This window comes from Kribbella sp. NBC_01505 (genome assembly GCF_045040285.1).
Classification (GTDB): domain Bacteria; phylum Actinomycetota; class Actinomycetes; order Propionibacteriales; family Kribbellaceae; genus Kribbella.
In genome coordinates, this window is the sequence record NZ_CP109425.1 from 5,749,257 (window position 1) to 5,771,157 (window position 21,901).

General features: G+C 68.5%; 18 protein-coding genes. 15 read left to right on the plus strand and 3 right to left on the minus strand.

Translation table 11 applies throughout. The features are described from left to right. The first annotated feature begins 3 nt into the window (after positions 1–3). Positions 4–258, plus strand: a complete 255-nt coding sequence (locus OG474_RS27195) for a type II toxin-antitoxin system VapB family antitoxin (RefSeq protein WP_405056411.1) — start codon at positions 4–6, stop codon at positions 256–258. Then, the gene (locus tag OG474_RS27200; RefSeq protein ID WP_405056412.1) at positions 255–647 is read left to right on the plus strand and encodes a type II toxin-antitoxin system VapC family toxin; all 393 of its coding nucleotides are present in this window, start codon (positions 255–257) and stop codon (positions 645–647) included. Before OG474_RS27195 ends, OG474_RS27200 begins: the two co-directional genes overlap by 4 nt. 4 nt (positions 648–651) lie before the next feature. Here the strand turns inward: OG474_RS27200 and OG474_RS27205 are convergent, their stop codons facing one another. Continuing rightward, complete coding sequence (locus tag OG474_RS27205; RefSeq protein ID WP_405056413.1) at positions 652–1,398, minus strand: MerR family transcriptional regulator; 747 nt, start codon at positions 1,396–1,398, stop codon at positions 652–654. An 84-nt stretch (positions 1,399–1,482) separates the two neighbouring features. On the opposite strand from OG474_RS27205, the gene OG474_RS27210 reads away from it, so the two are divergent. The 6 genes from OG474_RS27210 (at position 1,483) to OG474_RS27235 (ending at position 9,697) form a co-directional block, all read left to right on the plus strand. Then, positions 1,483–3,306, plus strand: coding sequence for a hypothetical protein (locus OG474_RS27210; RefSeq protein ID WP_405056414.1), 1,824 nt, complete (start codon positions 1,483–1,485; stop codon positions 3,304–3,306). Then, positions 3,303–4,301, plus strand: a complete 999-nt coding sequence (locus OG474_RS27215; RefSeq protein ID WP_405056415.1) for an alpha/beta fold hydrolase — start codon at positions 3,303–3,305, stop codon at positions 4,299–4,301. Before OG474_RS27210 ends, OG474_RS27215 begins: the two co-directional genes overlap by 4 nt. A gap of 370 nt (positions 4,302–4,671) precedes the next feature. Further along, a complete protein-coding gene (locus OG474_RS27220; protein ID WP_405056416.1) occupies positions 4,672–5,814 on the plus strand; it encodes a CaiB/BaiF CoA transferase family protein in 1,143 nt (380 codons plus the stop codon). A gap of 282 nt (positions 5,815–6,096) precedes the next feature. Then, positions 6,097–7,650, plus strand: a complete 1,554-nt coding sequence (locus tag OG474_RS27225; RefSeq protein WP_405056417.1) for a sugar ABC transporter ATP-binding protein — start codon at positions 6,097–6,099, stop codon at positions 7,648–7,650. Beyond that, on the plus strand, positions 7,651–8,676 hold the full coding sequence (locus OG474_RS27230) for an ABC transporter permease (protein ID WP_405056418.1): 1,026 nt from the start codon (positions 7,651–7,653) through the stop codon (positions 8,674–8,676). Between the two features lie 13 nt (positions 8,677–8,689). Next, the gene (locus OG474_RS27235) at positions 8,690–9,697 is read left to right on the plus strand and encodes a substrate-binding domain-containing protein (protein WP_405056419.1); all 1,008 of its coding nucleotides are present in this window, start codon (positions 8,690–8,692) and stop codon (positions 9,695–9,697) included. A 244-nt stretch (positions 9,698–9,941) separates the two neighbouring features. On the opposite strand, the gene OG474_RS27240 is transcribed toward OG474_RS27235, so the two are convergent. After that, the gene (locus OG474_RS27240) at positions 9,942–10,937 is read right to left on the minus strand and encodes a LacI family DNA-binding transcriptional regulator (RefSeq protein ID WP_405056420.1); all 996 of its coding nucleotides are present in this window, start codon (positions 10,935–10,937) and stop codon (positions 9,942–9,944) included. Between the two features lie 266 nt (positions 10,938–11,203). Here OG474_RS27240 and OG474_RS27245 point away from each other — a divergent pair, with 266 nt between their 5' ends. The 3 genes from OG474_RS27245 to OG474_RS27255 are packed head-to-tail and all read left to right on the plus strand — an operon-like array spanning position 11,204 to position 13,603. After that, positions 11,204–12,634 (plus strand): NAD-dependent malic enzyme, encoded by a 1,431-nt coding sequence (locus OG474_RS27245; protein ID WP_405056421.1) that lies wholly within the window; start codon positions 11,204–11,206, stop codon positions 12,632–12,634. A 16-nt stretch (positions 12,635–12,650) separates the two neighbouring features. Continuing rightward, on the plus strand, positions 12,651–13,049 hold the full coding sequence (locus OG474_RS27250) for a VanZ family protein (RefSeq protein WP_405056422.1): 399 nt from the start codon (positions 12,651–12,653) through the stop codon (positions 13,047–13,049). Beyond that, positions 13,046–13,603, plus strand: a complete 558-nt coding sequence (locus OG474_RS27255) for a YqgE/AlgH family protein (protein ID WP_405056423.1) — start codon at positions 13,046–13,048, stop codon at positions 13,601–13,603. Before OG474_RS27250 ends, OG474_RS27255 begins: the two co-directional genes overlap by 4 nt. Before the next feature lie 11 nt (positions 13,604–13,614). Here the strand turns inward: OG474_RS27255 and OG474_RS27260 are convergent, their stop codons facing one another. Continuing rightward, positions 13,615–13,881 (minus strand): DUF3039 domain-containing protein, encoded by a 267-nt coding sequence (locus tag OG474_RS27260; RefSeq protein ID WP_405056424.1) that lies wholly within the window; start codon positions 13,879–13,881, stop codon positions 13,615–13,617. Between the two features lie 119 nt (positions 13,882–14,000). On the opposite strand from OG474_RS27260, the gene OG474_RS27265 reads away from it, so the two are divergent. The 4 genes from OG474_RS27265 to OG474_RS27280 all read left to right on the plus strand — a co-directional run bounded on the left by OG474_RS27265 (position 14,001) and on the right by OG474_RS27280 (position 20,997). Then, positions 14,001–14,573 (plus strand): Uma2 family endonuclease, encoded by a 573-nt coding sequence (locus tag OG474_RS27265; protein WP_405056425.1) that lies wholly within the window; start codon positions 14,001–14,003, stop codon positions 14,571–14,573. A 63-nt stretch (positions 14,574–14,636) separates the two neighbouring features. After that, positions 14,637–16,421, plus strand: coding sequence for a DEAD/DEAH box helicase (locus tag OG474_RS27270; RefSeq protein ID WP_405064620.1), 1,785 nt, complete (start codon positions 14,637–14,639; stop codon positions 16,419–16,421). A gap of 205 nt (positions 16,422–16,626) precedes the next feature. Then, positions 16,627–19,977, plus strand: coding sequence for a CARDB domain-containing protein (locus OG474_RS27275; protein ID WP_405056426.1), 3,351 nt, complete (start codon positions 16,627–16,629; stop codon positions 19,975–19,977). 72 nt (positions 19,978–20,049) lie between these two features. Next, positions 20,050–20,997 (plus strand): alpha/beta fold hydrolase, encoded by a 948-nt coding sequence (locus tag OG474_RS27280; RefSeq protein ID WP_405056427.1) that lies wholly within the window; start codon positions 20,050–20,052, stop codon positions 20,995–20,997. The last annotated feature ends 904 nt before the right edge of the window (positions 20,998–21,901 follow it).

Below are 21,901 nucleotides of genomic sequence, written 5' to 3' on the forward strand. Positions count from 1 at the left end.
AATGTGAGCCTGAACATCAAGAACGAGAACACCCACGAGATCGTCCGCGAGCTGGCGCGCCTGACTGGTGAGTCTCAGACGGCGGCCGTTGACACTGCTGTACGGGAGCGGTTGGCCAGGGTCCGTCGCCTGCGAGGCGCCGGACTTGCCGACAGGCTGCTGGCAATCGGCGCCGACGCGGCGCACCGGATGTCGGATGAGGCGCTGGCCGTCGAGCACGGCGATCTGCTGTACGACGAGAACGGGTTGCCCAAGTGATCATTGATACCTCCGCGCTGATCGCGATCCTGCGCGCCGAGCCGGATGCGGCCGAGTTCGCCGAGGCGATCGAGACTGCGACGTCGCGGCGCATGTCGGCGGCGACCTTCTTGGAGGCGGCTGTAGTGATCGACAGCCAGCGGAATCCGGTGGTGAGTCGCCGGTTCGACGAGCTGGTCGGCGCTGCCGAGATTCAGATCGAGCCGGTGACCGAGGCGCAGGCGCGCATCGCGCGCGAGGCCTACCGGGACTTCGGCAAAGGCAGCGGTCACCCCGCCGGACTGAACTTCGGAGACTGCTTCGCCTATGCGCTTGCCCAGGAGTCTGGCGAGCCGTTGCTTTTCAAGGGCAACGACTTCAGCCAGACAGACCTGAAATCGGTCTTCTGAGCGCTCAGCCGGTGGAGGGGAGTTCCTTTGGGGGGACGCCTAGTTCTTCGTAGGCGACCAGTTCTATTTCGCGGCCCATGGCTTCGCGGAAGGCAGCGACGAGGGCCTGGCCGGCGAGGGGGATGATGCCTTCGAGGGTGCGTTGGATCTCGGGCCAGCCGTCGGGGGGCAGGCCGGCGTCGGCGAACTGGCGCCAGACGGTGCTGCGGAAGAGTTCGACGTACACCTTGGCGACTGCGTCGGCGTGCTGGAAGAGCTTGGGGAGCATCACGAAGATGGCGTCCAGGGGGACGCCGAGTTTGATCACCTCGAGGCCGGTGCGGAGCAGGTCCGGGTTCGGGATCCGGAGGCGGTCGCCCTCCTCGCGCTCGGCGATGCCGAGCTCGATCAGCTTGTCGATCGTGGCGGCGTCGTGCGGGATGCCGGCGCGGTCGGCGAGCTGCTGTTCGGTGATGACCTCGGGCTCGGTCGGGGTCCAGGGGTTCACCAGGGTCTCGAAGACGCCGAGCGCCATCGCGCCGTCGGGCAGGTCGCTCAGCATCCGCTCGACGGCGGCCAGCGTGTAGCCCTTGTCGAGCAGTTCGCGGACCAGGGTGAGGCGCGCCACATGGTCGGCACCGTAGTAGCCCGTGCGGCCGGCCAGCCGCGGCGGCGGGATCAATCCACGCCCGGCGTAGGCCCGCACATTACGCACCGTCATGCCGACCTTGGCGGCCAACTGGTCGACGGTGAGCTCCTCGTCTGCTTCCACCCTTGACAGTCTTCCAGATCGCACGTTACATAGGATATGTAACATCTGCCATGGCGCATACTTATTGTCCCGAAGGAGCGACGAATGGCGATCCCCTTGGCCACCACCGGTACGGCGACGTTCGATCAGATCGCGATCGTGACCGGCGTGGTGGGACTGCTGTACGTCGCGATGGCCGTCTTCCTCTGGCGGGAACGGACCGGGCGCGTCACGCTCGTCGGCAGGCTCGCGGACACCATCGGGAGGCTGGACGGAGTCCCCCGATGGGCCGCGCTGTCGCCGTACATCCATGTCGTCTCGCTGCTCGCCTGCGCCTTCGGCGTCTGGTGGGACATCGCGGTGCACATCGACAAGGGCCGCGACACCGGCCCGTTCGGGACACCCGCGCACTACCCGATCTTCTTCGGCATCCTCGGCGTGATCGTGACCGGCGTGCTGCCGATCGCACTCGCCGGGAAGCCGCTGCCGGCCCGCACGATCAAGCTCACCAAGAGCTGGCGGATCCCGTGCAGCGCGGCGCTGATCCTGGTCTGCGGCACCTTCGCGCTGGTCGGCTTCCCCCTCGACGACACCTGGCACCGGCTCTTCGGCGAGGATGTCACGCTCTGGGGCCCGACCCACCTGCTGATGATCGGCGGCGTGGTCTTCTCGATCTTCGCCCGCCTGCTCGCGGTCGCCGAGGTCGAGCAGCTGATGGGGATGAACAAGCGCCGCCTCTTCCAGGAGGTCGCTTCCGTCGGCGCGCTGCTGATCGCCTGGGACCTGTTCAGCACCGAGTTCAACTACGGCGTACCGCAGTTCCCGCTGATCCTGCACCCGCTGCTGATCGCCTTCGGCGCGGCGATGGGCTTCACGATCCTGCGCGCCCGCCGCGGTCCCGGCATCACCTTCGGCGCGCTCGCGATCTACCTGATCATCCGCGGCGGCATCGCGTGGGCGGTCAACCAGCCGCTCGGCGAGATCCTCGGGCACTTCCCGCTGCTGATCGTCGAGGCGATCCTGGTCGAGGCCGTGGCACTTGCCCTCGGCAACAAGAATCGCTTCCGCCTCGGTCTGGTCGCCGGCGCCCTGATCGGGACCGTCGGCGTGACCGCCGAGTACGCGTGGAGTCAGGTCTGGATGCCGATCGCCTGGCCGTCGTCGATCCTCCCGTCGGCCCTCGGGTACGGCGTCGTGGTCGGGGCCGGTGCCGGTCTGATCGGCGCCTGGCTAGCCACCCGGTACGCCGAAGTCGCGGGCGAGAAGCGGGCGACCGACGTACGGAACACCCGGCCGGAGGTCATTCGGCGGAGCCATCAGTTCGGCGCGATCGGGTTGGTGGCGGTCGTCGCGACGATCTTCTTCTGCGTGCCGCGGTCGGCCGAGCCGGGCGTGACCGGGACAGTGTCGCTGGAGCGGGTCGCCACGGGGGCCGAGCCGACCGCGTACGTCACGGTCAAGCTCAGCCCGGCGACCGCGGCCGAGGATGCGCGCTGGTTCGAGGCGCTTGCCTGGCAGGGTGGCGGCCGGGTGCTGCACCCGATGAAGAAGATTGCCGATGGCACCTACCGGTCCGAGGACGCACTGCCGATGTACGGCAAGTGGAAGTCGATGATCCGGCTGCACACCGGACAGCGCGACCTGACTGCGATGTGGGTCTACGCGCCCGAGGACGCGGCGATCGAGAAGCCCGCGATCCAGGTGTCCGACGGTCAGACCGTTGCCTTCGTCAACGAACAGTTGACGTTGCGTCGCGAAGAGCGCACCGACGTGCCACGATGGATGTGGAACGGCGGCTACGCCCTGCTGGGTGTGGTCGGCCTACTGGAGCTCGCCGGTATCGCCTGGCTGGTCGGGCGCGGCGCCCGCGGCGGGCGGCTGCGCGCGGCGCACCTGGCCGCCGGCGACCGAGAACGGGAGACTGCGTGACGATCCAGGCGGACCGGCAACAGTCGGGGGTCACCACCACCGACGGGATTCATCTGAACGTCGAGATCACCGGACCGGCCGACGCGCCGGTCACGGTGCTGTTGGTGCACGGGTGGACGTGTTCGACCCGCGCCTGGCACAACCAGGTCGACGGGCTGCCGCGCATTCTCGGGTCAACCGCCGTACGGGTGGTGACGTATGACCACCGCGGTCATGGCCGGTCGGATGCCGCGCCGCCGGGGTCGCTGCGGATCGAGCAGTTGGCGGCTGATCTGGTCACGGTGCTGGATGAGGTCGTCGGCGACGGACCGGTCGTGTATGCCGGGCACTCGATGGGTGGCATGACGCTGATGGAGCTGGCGGACAAGCGGCCGGAGCTGTTCGGTTCGCGGATCAAGGCTGCGGCGTTGGTCAGTACGTCGTCCGGGCAGGCGGCCCGGGGTGCTTTCGGGATCCCGGTCCGGTTCGAGCCGGCGGCCGTGCGGTTCGCGCCGCGTGTCGCGCAGGTGGTCGGTTCGCGGGTGGACCGTCGGGCCGAGCGTCTGGCCGCTGCGGTGACCGAGGCGGCAGAAGCTGCTGGGCGAGCTGCGGGTGGTGCGCGTGCTGCTCGTGCGGCCCGGGCCAACGTTGCCGCGCTGCTTCAGCGGCCGGCACTTCGGCAGGTCGTGTTCGGTAAAAAGGTCGACCCGGCCGAGATCGCCATTTTCCAGCAGGGACTCGCGCTGCTGCCGGGGCCGTCGTACAGCGGCTTCTTCGAGGCGATCCTGCAGCACGACCGGGCCCACGCGCTGAAGGTGCTCGACCAGATTCCGGTCGAGGTCATGCACGGTACGCGCGACCGCCTGCTGCCGCCGAGGCACGCGAACCGGATCGCCGCCGAGATCCCGAGCGCCCGAGTCTGGATGTACCCCGGCGCCGGCCACATGCTCCCCCAGGAACGCCCCCGCGACGTAACCCACCGCCTAGCCTCCCTGGCCCGCAAACTCTTCCCCTGACCCAACCGCCCCTAACGTCCGAAGATCCGGAGACCACGTGTGCGGTTCCTTCGGACGTTAAGGGGGCGCGGTCGTAACGTCCGAAGATCCGGAGACCGCGTGTGCGGTTCCGTCGGACGTTAAGGGGGCGCGGTCGTAACGTCCGACGATCCGGAGACCGCGTGTGCGGTTCCTTCGGACGTTAAGGGGGCGCGGTCGCAACGTCCGACGATCCGGAGACCGCGTGTGCGGTTCCTTCGGACGTTAAGGGGGCGCGGTCGTAACGTCCGACGATCCGGAGACCGCGTGTGCGGTTCCTTCGGACGTTAGGGGCTGAGGGGTCAGTCTCATTTCGGGCCATGGGGGTGGCGGGGGCTTTAGGGTCTTCGGTATGCAGCTGCTGTCGGACGTCGTCGTGGTGGATCTGACCCGGGCGTTGGCCGGGCCGCATGCGGGCATGATGCTCGGGGACCTGGGGGCCCGGGTGATCAAGGTCGAGACGCCGGTCGGCGGGGACGACAGCCGCGGCTGGGGGCCGCCGTTCGTCGAGGGCGAGTCGACGTACTTCCTGTCCGCGAACCGGAACAAGGAGTCGGTGACCGCGGACCTGAAGTCGGCCGAGGGCAAGGAGTTCCTGACCAAGCTGGTGCAGAAGGCCGACATCCTGCTGGAGAACTTCCGGCCGGGCGTGCTGGATCGGCTCGGGTTCTCGGTCGAGCGGTTGCACGAGCTGAACCCGGGGCTGATCGTGCTGTCGATCACCGGCTTCGGGCACGACGGGCCGGAGGGCGGCCGGGCCGGGTACGACCAGATCGCGCAGGGCGAGGGCGGTCTGATGAGCGTCACCGGTGCGGACGAACCGACGAAGGTCGGCGTCCCGATCGCGGACCTACTGGCCGGCATGTACGGCGCTTATGGCGCGCTGGCCGCGTTGCACGAGCGCTCGGTGACGGGGAAGGGCCGCGTGGTTCGGACGAGCCTGCTGGCCGCGATGGTCGGGGTGCATGCGTTCCACGGGACGAAATGGACGGTCGCCAAGCAGGTGCCCGGGCGGATCGGCAATCACCATGCGCAGATCGCGCCGTACGGGATGTTCCGGACGGCGGACGACAGCGTGCAGGTGGCAGTCGGGAGCGAAGGGCAGTGGCGGACGTTCGCACCGATCGTCGGGCTGGATCCGGCGGACCCGCGGTTCGCGACCAACGCGGATCGGGTCGGGAACCGCGATGAGCTGATCGGCGTGATCGAGTCGGCCTTCGTGCGGTCGCCGGCCGACACGTGGCTGGAAACGCTGGCCGAGCACGGGATTCCGGCCGGCAAGGTGCGTGACATCCAGCAGGTCTACGAGTGGGAGCAGACGCTCTCGCAGGGACTGCTGATCGACGTCGACCACCCGACGCTCGGCACGATCCAGCTTCCCGGCCCGGCCCTCCGCTTCGACAACCAGCCGTACGCGGGCGCCCGCGAGAAGAACATCGCCCCGCCGCGTCTCGGCGAGCACAACGACTCCGTCCGGGAGTGGCTGGCGGAGTAGGGCGGACCGCCCCCACTCACCAACTCTCGGAGGCCGGGCGAGTTCACGCTCAGCACCGGCTTGGTCAGAGGTCGCTGAGGCAGTTGGTGAGTGCCAGCGGTCCGCACCTTTCCGCCGAGACCGATGCACCCTTTCCACCGACGTCGAAAGGGTGCCCCGGCACACCCGATCCGGCGAAGCTGGGTCACGGTTCGGGCGTGCCGGTCGGTGAGGGGTTGACGGGCTGCGAGGCAGCGGCATAGCGTCCGGGAAATCGATTACTGACCGGACGGCGGAGGTGTCATGAGCGGGCCATCGGCTCTGGTCCGGATGCTGCGGATCGGGAAGCGGTACGGCGGCGTGCAGGCGTGCCGGGAAGTGGATTTCACCCTCGGCGCGGGAGAGGTGCACGCGCTGCTCGGGGAGAACGGCGCCGGGAAGTCGACGCTGATGAAGATCCTGTCCGGCGACGTAACCGACTTCGACGGGCGGATCGAGATCGACGGCACCGAGATGTCGTTCGGCGGCCCGACCGACGCGCAGGCGGCCGGGATCGCGATGATCCACCAGGAGCTCGACCTCGTACCCGGGCTCTCGGTCGCCGACAACATCTTCCTCGGCCGCGAACTGCGCACCCCACTGCGAACCGTCGACCGCCGCCGGATGGACCGCGAGGCCCGCGCCCTGCTCGAGCGCAGCGGCGTCCGGATCGACCCGCGCCGCCCGGTCGGCGAGCTGCGGGTCGGTGAGCAGCAGCTGGTCACGATCGCGAAGGCGATCTCGCTGGACGCCCGGGTGCTGATCATGGACGAGCCGACCTCGGCGCTCACCACCACCGAGGTCGAGCGCCTCTTCGACGTCATCCGCGAACTCCGCCGCGCCGGTGTCGGCATCGTCTACATCTCGCACCGGATGGAGGAGATCGCCCAGGTCGCGGACCGCGCGACCGTCCTGCGCAACGGCGAGATCGTCACCAGCTTCGACCCGCGCACCCTCAGTACGGCGGAGGTCGTCGAGGCGATGGTCGGTCGTCCGGTGCAGACGATGTTCACCACCCCGGACGCCGAGACCGGCGACGAGCTGCTCCGGGTCGACGACCTCAAACTGACCGCACGACGCCCGCGACCGGGCCGCCGCGATCCGGACGGCATCTCGCTGACCGTCCGCGCCGGCGAGATCGTCGGCCTGGCCGGCCTCCTCGGCGCCGGCCGGACCGAACTCCTCGAGACCCTGTACGGCGTCGCTCCCACCGGAACGCGGTCCGGCCGAATTCTCCTGCAGGGTAAGGAGATTCGCCCCCGTAGTCCGCGGCAGGCGCTTGCCCACGGCATCGGCCTCGTCCCGGAAGACCGGCGGGCGTCGGGCCTCGTGCTGTTCCACTCGATCCTGGCGAACACCGTGCTGTCGAGCCTCCCGGCGTACGGGCGGCTCGGCGTGATCGCGCGCCGGATGGAGCGGGCGGCGTCGATGAAGATGGCCGATCGGCTGCGGCTCAAGTTCGGCCGGCTGCAGGACGAGGTCGGGACGCTGTCCGGCGGTAATCAGCAGAAGGTCGTCTTCGGCCGGATGCTGCTCACCGAACCGAAACTGCTGCTGCTCGACGAACCGACCCGCGGTGTCGACGTCGGCGCCAAGGCCGAGATCTACCGGCTGCTCGGCGAACTCGCGGGCCAGGGCCTCGGCGTACTGCTCGCGTCGTCCGAGCTCCCCGAGCTCATCGGCGTCTGCGACCGCGTCGTCGTACTGCGTGATGGGCGGGACGTGGCGTCGTTCAGTACGGCGGACTCGGGCGAAGGCGATTTGCTCGCTGCGGCGATGGGACAGGGCGCGGTGTTCGACGAAGTTGGAGGAGCGTAAGTGAGCGGCGTACAGGACAAGGCGGTACCGGGGACGCCGGTCGGGAAGGCGTCCGTGGTCGCGACGCTCTTCCGATTCCAGAGTGTGTTCGGGCTGCTGGCGGTGTTCGTCGCGGCGATCATCTTCTCGCCCCGCAAGAACGGCGCGATCCTGTTCGTCAGCGCGGACAATCTGGCCAACGTGGTCCGGGCGGTCTCCGAGATCGGGATCATCGCGGTCGGTATGACGTTCGTGATCCTGATCGGCGGGATCGACCTCTCGGTCGGCGCGGTCCTCGGGCTCGCGGCGGTCGGCTCCGCCGTACTGATGGTCGAGAACGACTGGGGGTTCCTGCCGTCGGTCCTGCTGGTTCTCGTGATCGGCCTGATCTTCGGAGCGCTCCAGGGCGTCGCGACCGCGATGATCGGCATCCAGTCCTTCATCGTCACGCTGGCCGGTCTGCAGATAGCGCGCGGTCTGGCCCGGATCTGGTCCGGTGGTCAGGGCGTCGCGATCGCGTACGGCGATGGTCCGCACGAGGCACCGGCGTCGTTCGCGCTGCTCGGTGAGCGGACCTTCGGGGGACTGGTCCCGATCCCGGTGCTGATCTTCGCGGTGGTCGCGATCGCGGCCGTGGTCTTCCTGCGGGTCAGCGCGTTCTCCAGACACCTGTACGCCGTTGGTGGCAACGAGAAGGCCGCCCGGTTGTCCGGCGTACCGGTGGTCCGGGTCAAGATCGCGGTCTTCGCGATCTGCGGCCTGCTGGCCTCGCTGGCCGGCATCGTGCACGCGGTCCAGCTCAACCAGGGCAGCCCGAACGACGGCATCGGGTACGAGCTGGACGCGATCGCCGCTGTGGTGATCGGCGGCACCAGCCTGGCCGGTGGCCGGGGCTCGGTCGCCGGGACGGTCGCGGGTGCGCTGCTGCTCGGCGTACTGAACAACGTCCTGGCCCTGAACAACATCGACTCGAACATCCAGCTGTTGATCAAGGGTCTCGTGATCGTTGCCGCCGCCGCGCTGCAACGACTCCGGCCCGCTTCGTGAGGAAGGTTGTCCCATGCGTTCTGTGAAGATTCCGCTGGCCGCCACGGCGGTCGCCGCTCTGGTGCTCGCGGGTTGTGGCACCACCAGCGACCGGACGTCGGACAGCCCGTCGGCCGGTTCGTCGAAGTCCTGTAAGGGGGCCGACGGCAAGTATGTGATCGGGATGAGCCAGGCGAACGTGGCCGAGCCGTACCGGCAGCGGATGGACGACGACATCAAGGCCGCGGCCAAGGACGTGCCGCAGTTCGACGTGAAGTTCGCCGATGCGGCCCAGGACAACGCCAAGCAGGTCGCGGACGTCGAGAACTACATCACCCAGCAGATCGACCTGCTGATCATCAGCCCGAACGAGGCGACCCCGCTGACCGCCGTCGTGAAGAAGGCCTTCGACAAGGGCATCCCGGTGCTGGTGCTGGACCGCAAGGTCGACGGTGACGCGTACACCGGCTTCATCGGTGGCGACAACGTGCAGATCGGCACCGAGGCCGGCAAGTACGTCGCCGAGAAGCTGCTGCCGAACGGCGGGAACGTCGTGGAGCTGAAGGGGCTGGCCGGCGCCACCCCGCAGACCGAGCGGCACGACGGGTTCGCGGCCGGGATCAAGGCCAACGCGAAGATCAAGGTCATCGCGTCCGGCAGCGGCGACTGGCTGCGCGAGAAGGGGCAGGCGCAGATGGACGCGCTGCTCAAGGCGAACCCGAAGATCGACGTGGTCTACGCGCACAACGACCCGATGGCCGAGGGCGCGTACCTGGCCGCGAAGTCGGTCGGCCGGGAGAAGGAGATGAAGTTCATCGGCATCGACGCGCTGCCGATCCCGTCCGGCGGCATCAAGGCCGTCGAGCAGGGCCGCCTCAGCGCCACCTTCACCTACCCAACCAACGGCAAGGAAGCCATCGCCGCCGCCAAGAAGCTCCTGGTCGACTGCGGGACCATCGACAAGTCCCAGATCCTCCCCACCCGCCTGATCGACAAGGACAACGCCGCCAAGATCTACGCCGAAGAAAACCCCACCGGCTGACCGCCCCGCGTCAATCTTTCCCCAAACCGCTTTGGGGTGGTCTTGCGACCTGATTTGGGGTGCAGGGCTCCCCAAACCGCTTTGGGGTGGTTTGCGGTGCTGGTTTGGGGGTGCAGGGCTCCCCAAACCGCTTTGGGGTGGTTTGGGGTGCTGGTTTGGGGGTGTGGGGCTCCCCGAATCGGTTTGGGGTGGTTTGGGGTGCTGGTTTGGGGGTGCAGGGCTCCCCGAACTGGTTTGGGGAGGGTTAGGTGCGGTGGGAGCTGGCTCGGTCGATGAGGCGGGCGCCGAGGGTGGTGACGGTGGGCGGGCGGGTGTGGTCGGCGATGCGGGCCAGGAGGAGGCGGGCTGCCTCGGTGCCGATCTCGTACGCCGGTTGGGCGACGACTGTGAGCGGTGGGTCCAGGAGCTCGGCCCAGGGGGCGTCGTCGAACGCGACCACGCCGACGTCGCGGCCGGGGCGCCGGCCCAGCTCGTTGAGGGCCTGCAGGACGCCGACGACCATGGCGTTGTTGGCGACCAGCAGGGCGTCCGGCGGTTCGGGCTGCGTCAGTAGGTCGACGGCCGCGCGGTGGGCGCCGGCTGACTTGTACTCCGAGCGCCGGACCAGACGGGTGGTCGTGCGGCGCCGGGCCGCCTTCAGCGCGTCGCGGTAACCGGCCAGCCGGTCGTCGGCGGTCCGGACCCCGGCGGGACCGGTCACGCACCCGATCCGCTCGTAGCCTTGGGCAATCAAGTGCGCGGTCGCCTGGGCGGCCGCGAGGCGGGTGTCGACGAGCACCACGTCACTGTCGTGATCCGGCAGCGGACGGTCCACCGCCACGTACGCCGTACCGCGGGCTGCCAGTTTGGCCACGCCTGCCGCGGGGCCGCTGGGGGAGAGGATGACGCCGGCGACCCGCTCCTGGATCGCGATGTCGATGTAGCGGTTCTCCTTCTCGGCGCTCTCGTCGGAGTTGCACAGCACGACCGAGTAGCCGACCTCGTGGGCGACGTCCTCGACACCGCGGGCGATCGCGGTGAAGAACGGGTTCTCCACGTCGGAGATGATCAGCGCGACCACGGCCGCTTCCTGGCGGCGCAGGTTCCGGGCCGGGCCGTTGGGCTGGTAGCCGAGCTCGGCCGCCGCCTGCCGGACCCGGGCGGCCAGCTCCGGGTCGACGGTCGCCTTCCCGTTCAGCGCCCGCGACACGGTCGCCGTCGACACCCCGGCCCGCGCCGCAACATCGCTGATCGTCGACATGCCAGGACCTAGTGCCCTGGGGTGAAAATTCGGCGGCACTGAAGGCGCCCAGGCACGCACCTCGCCGCGTTGGAGGGACGCCCACGATGAACCCCGCATCGAGGACGCCCCTCCGCCTTGCGATGCACGAACCTGGACACCTTCAGCACTCGCCGACCTTCCACCCCAGGACACTAACCGGCGGGTAATGGATTTCCCAGAGCTCTGTCATGCACTTTACGTACGGAACCCCTGAGCCTTACCAGTGACATGAGAGGATCACCGGCGTGACTGCCTTGCCGAGTGTTTCGTACTCCATCACCGTTCGCCTCGAGGTGCCCGCGGGCGGCTCGACAGTGAGCAAGCTGACGACCGCGGTCGAGCAGGCCGGCGGTCTGGTCACCGCGCTCGACGTGACCGCGTCCGGCCATGAGCGGCTCCGGATCGACGTGACGTGTGCCGCCGCCGACACCGAGCACGCCGGCCGCCTGGTCGAGGCGATGCGCGCCGTACCGGGCGTCGAGATCGGCCGCGTCTCGGACCGGACCTTCCTGATGCACCTCGGCGGGAAGATCTCGATGGAGGCCAAGCACCCCATCCGCAACCGTGACGACCTCTCGATGATCTACACGCCGGGCGTGGCGCGGGTCTGCCTGGCGATCGCGGCGAACCCCGACGACGCCCGCCGGCTGACCATCAAGCGGAACACGGTCGCCGTCGTCACCGACGGCTCGGCGGTGCTCGGCCTCGGCAACATCGGCCCGAAGGCCGCGCTGCCGGTGATGGAGGGCAAGGCGGCGCTGTTCAAGCGGTTCGCCGGGATCGACGCCTGGCCGCTCTGCCTGGACACCCAGGACCCGGACGCCATCGTCCAGATCGTGAAGGCGATCGCGCCGGGCTTCGCCGGGATCAACCTGGAGGACATCTCCGCGCCGCGCTGCTTCGAGATCGAGGCCCGGCTGCGCGAGGAGCTCGACATCCCGGTCTTCCACGACGACCAGCACGGTACGGCGATCGTCGTACTGGGCGCGCTCTACAACGCGCTGCGGGTGGTCGGCAAGGACATCAGCGAGGTCAAGATCGTGCTCTCCGGCGCTGGTGCCGCCGGTACGGCGATCCTGAAGCTGCTGATCGCGGCCGGGGTCAAGGACACCTGTGTCGCCGACATCGGCGGCATCATCCACACCGGGCGCGAGAGCCTGTCGCCGGAGCTGCGCTGGATCGCGGAGAACACGAACGCGGCGCAGTACAGCGGCGACCTGAAGGGCGCGCTGGCCGGTGCGGACGTCTTCATCGGCGTCTCGGCACCGAACATCCTGACCGGCGCGGACATCGCCACCATGAACGAGAAGTCGATCGTGTTCGCGCTCGCGAACCCGACCCCCGAGGTCGACCCGAGCGAGGCCGGCGAGCACGCGGCCGTGGTCGCGACCGGCCGCAGCGACTACCCGAACCAGATCAACAACGTGCTGGTCTTCCCGGGTGTCTTCCGCGGTCTGCTCGACGCGCAGTCGTCGAAGGTGTCGATCGAGATGGAGCTGGCCGCCGCGAAGGCGCTGGCCGGGGTCGTCACCGACGAGGAGCTGAACGCGACGTACATCGTGCCGAGCGTCTTCCACCCCGAGGTGCACACGCGGGTGGCGCACGCCGTACGGGACGCGGCCGGGGGCAAGGCACCCGCGGCGGAGATCTTCCCGGACGACTCTCCCGGCCTTTGACGACCTCGAGCCTTTGATGACCTCGATGGTGGCGAGCGGCTCGCGGACCGCGGTGTGGGTCTGGCGGGCCGCCTTCGTCGTGGCCTGCGTCCTGCAGCTGTACGGCGTCTACGCGCCGGGTGAGCCCGGTCCCGGGATCGCGATTCCCGGGATCGACAAGGTCGCGCACTTCGGCCTGTTCGCGGCGGTCGCGTTCACCGGCCTGAAGGTCGGCGTACCGGCCCGGTGGTTGCTCGCGGCGCTCGTCGTGAACGCGATCGGGAGCGAGTTCGTCCAGCACTATCTGCTGCCGCACCGCGACGGCGATCCGTACGACGCGCTGGCCGATCTGCTCGGGGTCGCGGCCGGCGCCTGGGTGGGTTTCCGGGTGGTCCGTGGGCGATGGAGCGGCGGACACGACATGATGGGGGTATGACGGCCTCGACCCTCGCCGGATCACTGCTGGTGGCGACCCCGTTGCTCGACGAGCCGCCGTTTCGCCGATCGGTCATTGTGGTGCTCGATCACGACGACGACGGCGCGCTCGGAGTGGTCGTGAACCGCGCGGCCGACCTGACCGTCGACCGGGTCCTGCCGGACTGGTCGAACGCGGTGGACGACGCCGGCGTGCTCTTCATCGGCGGCCCGGTCGGCACCGATTGCGCGCTCGCGGTCGCCGAGGTGATCGAGTCCGACGACCCGCCCGGCTGGCGCGAGTGCTTCGGCCGGATCGGGCTGATCGATCTCGACGTACCGCCGGAGCTGCTGGCCGGCGCGATCCAGCGGATGCGGATCTTCGCCGGCTACGCCGGTTGGTCGTCGGGGCAGCTCGAAGGTGAGATCACCGAAGGGGCCTGGTACGTCGTCGACTCCGAACCCGACGACGTCTTCAGCCTCGACCCGGACACGCTCTGGCGCCGGGTCCTCCGCCGCCAGACCGACCAGCTGGCCTACCTGGCCACCTATCCGGACGATCCGACGCACAACTGAACCGAGCGGGACTACTCGCCGCCGCTGCCGTCGCCGTCACCGGGGTTCAGCGACTCCCAGATCTCCTTGCACTCCGGGCAGACCGGAAACTTCTGCGGGTCGCGGCTGGGCACCCACACCTTGCCGCACAGGGCGACCACAGGCGTCCCCATCACCATCGCCTCGGTCAGCTTGTCCTTCGGGACATAGTGCGAGAACCGCTCATGATCCCCGCCCTCCAACGGCTGCGTCCGATTGTCAACGACCGTGTCCGCGCCTGGGCTCAACTGCGTGCTCATGCCCCGAGTGTAAGCCGCTCCACCAGCGCAACGGCACTTATCCACAGCCGGAGAACTCGTCGGGGCAACCCGCGGCAGATCACTGCACATTCTTGGTGTGACCAACTCAAGGAGGCACTATGAGTCTCATGACCATGCCCAGCCCGTTTCCGGCGGCCGGCCATCCGGCAACACCGCTGACCAGGGCCGACCTCGACCTGATGCCCGATGACGGCCGCCGGTACGAGCTCATCGACGGGAACCTCCTCGTGAGCCCCGCGCCGGTGCCGCAGCATCAGCGGGCGGTCGGGGCGATCTATCGCCTGCTCTATGCGGCCTGCCCGGAGGATCTGGAGGCGTTCTTCGCTCCGGTGGATGTTGTCCTCGGGCCGGCTACTGTCCTGCAGCCGGATCTGCTGGTCGCCCGGCGAGACGATTTCAGCGAGCGGGATCTGCCCGTCGCGCCGTTGCTGGCGGTCGAGGTGCTGTCGCCGAGCACGCGGCGGTTCGACCTGATGGTGAAGTGGTCGACGTACCAGGACGCCGGCTGTGCGGCGTACTGGGTGGTGGATCCCGACACGCCGAGTCTCATTGCGTGGGAACTGCGGGACGGGGCATACGTGCAGGTCGCGAAGGTAACCGGCGACGAATCCGCGCATCTGACGAGCCCGTTCGAGGTGACTGTGATCCCGGCGAATCTGTTCTGTCGGTGATCTCGGGTAACGTTCCTGTACGGCTTGCTAGTGTCGTCGATCGGGGGAGTTCCGCCTGTGGAAATGCACGTGCCTGGTGGATCGGGCGTGCTTCCTCCCGCCTATCCGGACCGTGCTGCTTGGGGTACCGCGAGCAAGCTGCGGGCCTGGCAGGCGGAGGCGCTCACGCAGTACATGGAGACCAATCCGAGGGACTTCCTGGCGGTCGCGACGCCGGGAGCCGGTAAGACGACGTTCGCGCTGACCGTCGCGGCCGAGCTGCTGCACCGGCGGCAGATCGAGCGGATCACGGTGGTGACGCCGACCGAGCACCTGAAGGTGCAGTGGGCGGACGCGGCGGACAAGGCCGGGATCGCGATCGATCCGGCGTTCGCCGGGCGGCGCGGCAAGACGAACCAGGACTTCACCGGGGTCGCGGTGACCTATGCCGGAGTCGCGGTGAATCCGCTGGCCTTCCGGGTCCGGACCGAGCGGTTCAAGACGCTGGTGATCCTGGACGAGGTGCACCACGGCGGCGACGCGCTCAGCTGGGGCGAAGGAGTGCGGGAGGCGTTCGAGCCGGCCGCGCGCCGGTTGTGCCTGACCGGTACACCGTTCCGGAGCGACGACAACCCGATCCCCTTCGTCACGTATGAGCACGGTGCGGACGGTCACGCCCGCAGCAAGGCGGACTACACGTACGGCTACGGTCACGCGCTGCGCGACCACGTCGTACGGCCGGTGATCTTCATGTCGTACTCCGGTGAGATGCGGTGGCGGACGAAGGCCGGCGACGAGGTCGCGGCGCGGCTGGGTGAGCCGCTGACCAAGGACCTGACCGCGCAGGCGCTGCGGACGGCGCTCGACCCCACCGGCGAGTGGATGGGCGCCGTACTGGGGGCTGCGGACAAGCGGCTGACCGAGGTGCGGCGGCATATGCCGGATGCAGGCGGGCTGGTGATCTCCGGCGACCAGAACTCGGCGCGGGCCTACGCCAAGACCCTGCGGGAGATCACCGGCCAGGCGCCGACCGTCGTACTGTCCGACGAGAAGGCCGCGAGCAAGAAGATCTCGAAGTTCTCCGAGGACGAGTCGCGGTGGATGGTCGCGGTCCGGATGGTGTCCGAAGGTGTCGACGTGCCGCGGCTGGCCGTCGGGGTCTATGCGACGCCGACCTCGACCCCGCTGTTCTTCGCGCAGGCCGTCGGCCGGTTCGTGCGAGCACGGAAGCGGGGTGAGACGGCGTCGGTGTTCGTGCCGTCGGTGACCCGGCTGCTGAGTTTCGCCGCCGAGATGGAGGTCGAGCGCGACCACGTCCTCGGCCGCAAGAACAACAACGAGGACGGCGACATCTTCGCCCTCGAGGACGACCTGCTGAAGAAGGCGAACGAGGCCGAGGGCGCCAGCGACGAGCTGGACGCGAAGTTCGAGGCGCTCGGCTCGGACGCGAGCTTCGACCGGGTCGTGTTCGACGGCGGCGACTACGGCACCGGTGGGGACCAGGCCTCCGACGAGGAGCTGGACTTCCTCGGCCTGCCTGGTCTGCTGGAGCCCGACCAGGTGCGCGACCTGCTGCGTAAGCGGCAGGCGAAGTCGATCGCCGCTCAGAAGAAGTCCCAACGAGGCTCCGACGAGCGCGAGGACCCGACCCCGACCGAGCTCGCCACCCACGAGCAGATCGCGCTTCTAAGGCGTGAGCTCAACGGTCTGGTCGCCGCCTGGCACCACCGCACCGGCCAGCCGCACGGCGTCATCCACAACGACCTTCGCCGCAAACTCGGCGGTCCCGCCGCCGCGCAAGCCTCCTCCACCCAGCTGAAGGAGCGCATCGAGCTGATCCGCGACTGGGCCACCCAGCGCCGCGCCTGACCAGCCTCTGAGAACGCCCCACCCGCAGTGCCGGGTGGGGCGTTTTCGCGTGCGCCGAGCTGTTGACCTTCCGCGGAGGGTCATGCAACATGCGACTACCGTCGCGCAAGAAATTGGCAAGGTATTGAAAATTTCAGAGTGCACGGTGCTGTCCGTCTATCCGCCCTCTGACGGAGGAGCCCCACCTATGCAAGGCAGAAGAACTGTGCAAGGGAAGAGAAGTCCTGTCCGCCGGATCCTGATCGGGGTTCTGGTGGCGGTGGTGGTCGCAGTGGGTCTGGTGCCCGCCGCGACCGCGGCCGTGACCGCGAACCTCGGGAAGACCTTGTCATCCAGTAGCTCAAACGGGGGATTCCCCAGCACCAACGCCGGCGACGGCAACCAGAACACGTACTGGGAGAGCAGCAACAACGCCTTCCCGCAGTGGATCCAGGCCGACCTGGGCTCCACCACGGACGTCAACCAGATCACGCTGAAACTGCCCAACGGCTGGGGCGCACGCACCCAGACCCTCTCGATCCAGGGCAGCACGAACGGTACGACGTTCGGCACGATCGTCACCGGTACGGCGTACAACTTCACCGGCACCAACGTCGTCACGATCGACCTCGCGACGACCGCCGCGCGCTACGTCCGGCTGAACATCACCGCGAACACGGGCTGGCCGGCCGCGCAACTGTCCGAGTTCGACCTGGCCGGACCTGGTGGCGGGCCTGTCGAACCTCCGGTCGGTACCGACCTCGCCGCGAACAAGCCGATCGAGGCCTCCAGCGCGGTCTTCAACTTCGTGGCCACGAACGCCAACGACGGCAACGTAGCGACGTACTGGGAGTCGAACGGCTTCCCGTCGACGCTGACCGCGAAGCTCGGCTCCAACGCCGACCTCAGCTCGGTCGTGGTCAAGCTCAACCCGGACTCGGCCTGGGGTGCCCGCACTCAGAGCATCGAGGTCCTCGGCCGTGAGCAGTCGGCGACCGCGTTCACCTCGATCAAGGCACGCGCCGACTACCAGTTCAGCCCGAACAGCGGCGGCAACGCGATCACGATCCCGGTCACCGGCCGGTACGCCGACGTACGGCTGCAGGTCTTCTCCAACACTGGCGCCCCGGGTGGTCAGGTCGCGGAGTTCCAGGTCTTCGGCGCTGCGGCTCCGAACCCGGACCTGGTCGTCACCGCGGTCGACTGGTCCCCGGCAGCTCCGTCCGAGACCACGCCGATCACGCTCTCGGCCACGGTCAAGAACAACGGCACGGCGGCCGCTCCGGCCAGCAGCCTGAACTTCCTGATCGGCGGCTCCGTCGCCGGTACGGCGTCCGTCGGCGCACTCGCCGCCGGAGCCTCCGCCACGGTCACGGCGAACGCCGGAACCAAGGCGCAAGGCAGCTACACGGTCGCCGCGGTCGCCGACGCCGGCAACGCGGTCACCGAGCAGAGTGAAACCAACAACACGCTGCAGGCCACCAGCCAGCTCCAGGTCGCCCAGGCCCCCGGCCCGGACCTCCTGATCACCGGCATCACCACCAACCCGTCGAACCCGGCACCGGGCGCGGCCGTCTCCTTCACCGTCGCCGTGAACAACCGCGGTACGACGGCCGCCGGAGCCAGCACGACCCGCGTGGTCATCGGCTCGACGACCCTCACCGGCGCCACCGGCACGATCGCCGCCGGAGCGACCGCGAACGTCGCCATCTCGGGCACCTGGACCGCCGCCAACGGCGGCGCCAACGTGATCGGCACCGCCGACTCGACCAGTGCGGTCGCCGAGACCAACGAGAACAACAACACCTTCACCAAGGCGATCGTGGTCGGCCGCGGCGCCGCCGTACCGTACACCTCGTACGAGGCGGAGGCAGCGGCGTACACGGGGGCGCTCCTGACCACGGATCCGCTGCGCACCTTCGGTCACACCAACTTCGCCACCGAGTCGTCCGGCCGCTCGTCGGTCCGGCTCAACTCGACCGGTCAGTACGTCGAGTTCACCTCGACCGTGCAGACCAATTCGATCGTGGTCCGCAACTCGATCCCGGACTCGGCCAACGGCCAGGGCATCGACGCCACGCTCAGCCTGTACGTCAACGGCACGTTCAAGCAGAAGCTGAACCTGTCCTCGCACTACAGCTGGCTCTACGGCACCAGCGACGGCCCCGAGGCGCTGACCAACACCCCGGGCGGCGACGCCCGCCGGCTCTTCGACGAATCGCACGCCCTGCTCGGTACGTCGTACCCGGCCGGAACGAAGTTCAAGTTGCAGCGCGACTCCGGCGACTCGGCGTCGTACTACATCGTCGACTCGGTCGACCTCGAGCAGGTCGCACCGGCGCTCTCGCAGCCGGCCGGCTGCACCTCGATCACCCAGTACGGCGCGGTGCCGGGCGACGGGATCGACGACGCCGACGCCATCCAGCGCGCGGTCACCGACGACCAGAACGGCGTCATCAGCTGCGTCTGGATCCCGGAAGGCCAGTGGCGCCAGGAGAAGAAGATCCTCACCGACGACCCGCTGAACCGCGGTCAGTTCAACCAGGTCGGGATCAGCAACACCACGATCCGCGGTGCGGGCATGTGGTACTCGCAGCTCTACTCGACCATCGAGCCGCAGAACGCGGGCGGCATCAACCACCCGCACGAAGGCAACTTCGGCTTCGACATCGACAAGAACGTGCAACTCTCGGACATCGCGATCTTCGGCTCCGGCCGGATCCGCGGCGGTGACGGCAACGCCGAAGGCGGCGTCGCCCTGAACGGCCGCTTCGGCACCGGCACGAAGATCACCAACGTCTGGATCGAGCACGCGAACGTCGGGGTCTGGGTCGGCCGCGACTACGACAACATCCCCGAGCTCTGGGGCCCGGCCGACGGGCTCGAGTTCTCCGGGATGCGGGTCCGTGACACCTATGCCGACGGCATCAACTTCGCCAACGGCACCCGCAACTCGAAGGTGTTCAACTCGTCCTTCCGCACCACCGGCGACGACTCGCTGGCGGTCTGGGCGAGCAAGTACGTCAAGGACCAGTCGGTCGACGTCGGTCACGACAACTCGTTCACCAACAACACCGTGCAGCTGCCCTGGCGTGCGAACGGCATCGCGATCTACGGCGGGTACGGCAACAAGATCGAGAACAACCTGATCTACGACACCATGAACTACCCCGGCATCATGCTGGCGACCGACCACGACCCGCTGCCGTTCTCCGGCACGACGCTGATCGCCAACAACGCGCTCTACCGCTGCGGTGGTGTCTTCTGGAACGAGGACCAGGAGTTCGGCGCGATCACCCTGTTCCCGTCGAACCTGCCGATCCCGGGCGTCACGATCCGCGACACCGAGATCTACGACTCGACGTACGACGGGATCCAGTTCAAGACCGGCGGCGGTGAGATGCCGAACGTGCAGCTCACCAACCTCCGGATCGACAAGTCGAACAACGGCTCCGGCATCCTCGCGATGGGCGGCGCGCGCGGCAGCGCCACCCTGACCAACGTCACCGTCACGAACTCCCGTGACGGTGACATCACCAAGGAACCCGGCTCCAGCTTCACCTTCACCGGGCAGTAACCCGGGCCCAGGCCTCGCACTCCGCTGCCCCGGAGTGCGAGGTCTTTGGGGCCGTCCGACAAACTTGACTCCGTGAAACGGCTCGTGCGGGTACTGCGGCGAATCTTCGTCGTACTGGTGGTCATCTGGCTCGTGGTCACCGGAGCGTCCTTGACCTACAACTTCGCCACCCGGGAACGCGCCGAACCGCCGCCCGGCCTCAAGTTCGTCCAGACCGCCGACCTGCAGACCCGGTACGACGCCTGGGGTACGACGGGATCCCCGATCGTGCTCGTCCACGGCGCGGCCGAGGCTGTCGAGTCGTGGTCGGCGCTTGTCCCGATCCTCGCCCGTACGCATCGGGTCTACGCCTACGACATCACGGGCTACGGCTACAGCGAGCGCAAAGCGCCGTACACGATCGAGCACCTCGCCGCCCAGCTGCTCGGCTTCCTGGACGCCATGAAACTCACCAAGCCCGTCCTGGTCGGACACTCCCTGGGCGCCGGCGTAGTCGCCGAAGCCGCCCTGGAGCATCCGGAGCGGATCGGCGGCATCATGTTCCTCGACGGCGACGGCCTACCCATCCCCGGCGGCGGCCCGCCACGAGCGGTCGTCAACACCCTCATCGTCGACCCCTACCGAACCAGCGCCCTCCGGCTGGCCTTGGGCTCCGACTCTCTGATCCGTAGCGTCTACAACGATGCCTGCGCCGACAAGTGCGCCCCCCTCACTCACGACGAGGTCCAAGTCTGGACCCGCCCGTTCCGCGTGGCCGGTGCGGAGAAGGCGCTGTGGCAGATGGTCGGGCCCGACTTTCCGGCGGTCCAGCCGGAGCGCCTGGCGCTCCTGAAGAACGTCCCCGTGGCCAAGGCAGTCCTCTTCGGTGCCCTCGACAACCAAGGCGGCTCCGCCGAACAGACCGCCACCCGAGTGGGCGCACCCCCACCCACAATCCTCCCGGACCAAGGCCACCTGACCTTGATCTCAGCCCCGGTCCCAGTAGCTGCAGCCATCGAGCAGCTCGCCGCTCGCAGCTAGCCCTCGCTATATCCGCTCGCTCCGCTCGCGGTTGGCTCGCGGCGCTGGCGGATCGACTACGGACGGTCGCGGTGGCCGGGGTCTTCGGCTGGCCAGGAACCCCTCCTCCCCGAAGGCGCTCGTCCCGTCCCTCCGCTCGGATTCGGCCGGCGACGTACCCGGTGGCTGGTCGCCGCTGCGGCCGGTATTACCTGAAGCGGTGTGGCTGGGGTGGTCTGTGGTTGAGGGGGATGGTGCGGTCGGTGACCGCGGTTGCGGTTGCTTGGGCTTCCGGGCTGTGGTTGCTCCCGATGATCGGGAGGCCTGTCAGGTGACTCGCCGCCGTGGTTGAGCACTGGGGTTCGGGTGGTCTGCCTGGCGTGCGGAATTTGGCTGGATATCCGTTCAAATGGGCCCTTCTCTGCTCAAAATTTGAGGGGAGAACCGTCAACTTGCGGGGAGATCCCCTCGTTTCCGGGACCGCAACCGAAGCCCGGAAGCTCAGGCGACCGGCACGCGGTCACCGGCCTCGCCATCCCCCTCAACCAGAGGCGACGCCCGCCTAGCGCTTCAGCAAATCGGCCGCCGCGGCGACCAGCCACCGGCTACATGTCCGGCCTGTCCGGTGCGGCGCGAATCGGGGGCACACCAACCACCTCTGCGGGGATCTGCTGCCTCTCAGCGGCAGTAGATCCCCGCAAACACCCACAAACCCCGACCAGCCACAGATTCACGGAGTCCTACTGCCAACTATTGGCAGTAGGACTCCGTGAACCTGCCCATCCCGCTACAGCTTCGAGTTGCAACGGGACGGGGACCCAGCAGACCGACAGCAGCGACAACCAACCACCGGGTACCCCGCCGGCCGCGCCCCGGACCACCACACGCCAACCGTCCGACCCCGGTCAGCCTTCCTAACGTCCGA

Excerpts from the sequence above, each read along its gene's own strand:
- OG474_RS27210 (WP_405056414.1), top strand. The coding sequence starts at position 1,483 with ATGGCGATCCCCTTGGCCACCACCGGTACGGCGACGTTCGATCAGATC.
- OG474_RS27220 (WP_405056416.1), top strand. The coding sequence starts at position 4,672 with ATGCAGCTGCTGTCGGACGTCGTCGTGGTGGATCTGACCCGGGCGTTG.
- OG474_RS27225 (WP_405056417.1), top strand. The coding sequence starts at position 6,097 with ATGAGCGGGCCATCGGCTCTGGTCCGGATGCTGCGGATCGGGAAGCGG.
- OG474_RS27235 (WP_405056419.1), top strand. The coding sequence starts at position 8,690 with ATGCGTTCTGTGAAGATTCCGCTGGCCGCCACGGCGGTCGCCGCTCTG.
- OG474_RS27240 (WP_405056420.1), bottom strand. The coding sequence starts at position 10,937 with ATGTCGACGATCAGCGATGTTGCGGCGCGGGCCGGGGTGTCGACGGCG.
- OG474_RS27250 (WP_405056422.1), top strand. The coding sequence starts at position 12,651 with ATGACCTCGATGGTGGCGAGCGGCTCGCGGACCGCGGTGTGGGTCTGG.
- OG474_RS27255 (WP_405056423.1), top strand. The coding sequence starts at position 13,046 with ATGACGGCCTCGACCCTCGCCGGATCACTGCTGGTGGCGACCCCGTTG.
- OG474_RS27260 (WP_405056424.1), bottom strand. The coding sequence starts at position 13,881 with ATGAGCACGCAGTTGAGCCCAGGCGCGGACACGGTCGTTGACAATCGG.
- OG474_RS27265 (WP_405056425.1), top strand. The coding sequence starts at position 14,001 with ATGAGTCTCATGACCATGCCCAGCCCGTTTCCGGCGGCCGGCCATCCG.
- OG474_RS27270 (WP_405064620.1), top strand. The coding sequence starts at position 14,637 with ATGCACGTGCCTGGTGGATCGGGCGTGCTTCCTCCCGCCTATCCGGAC.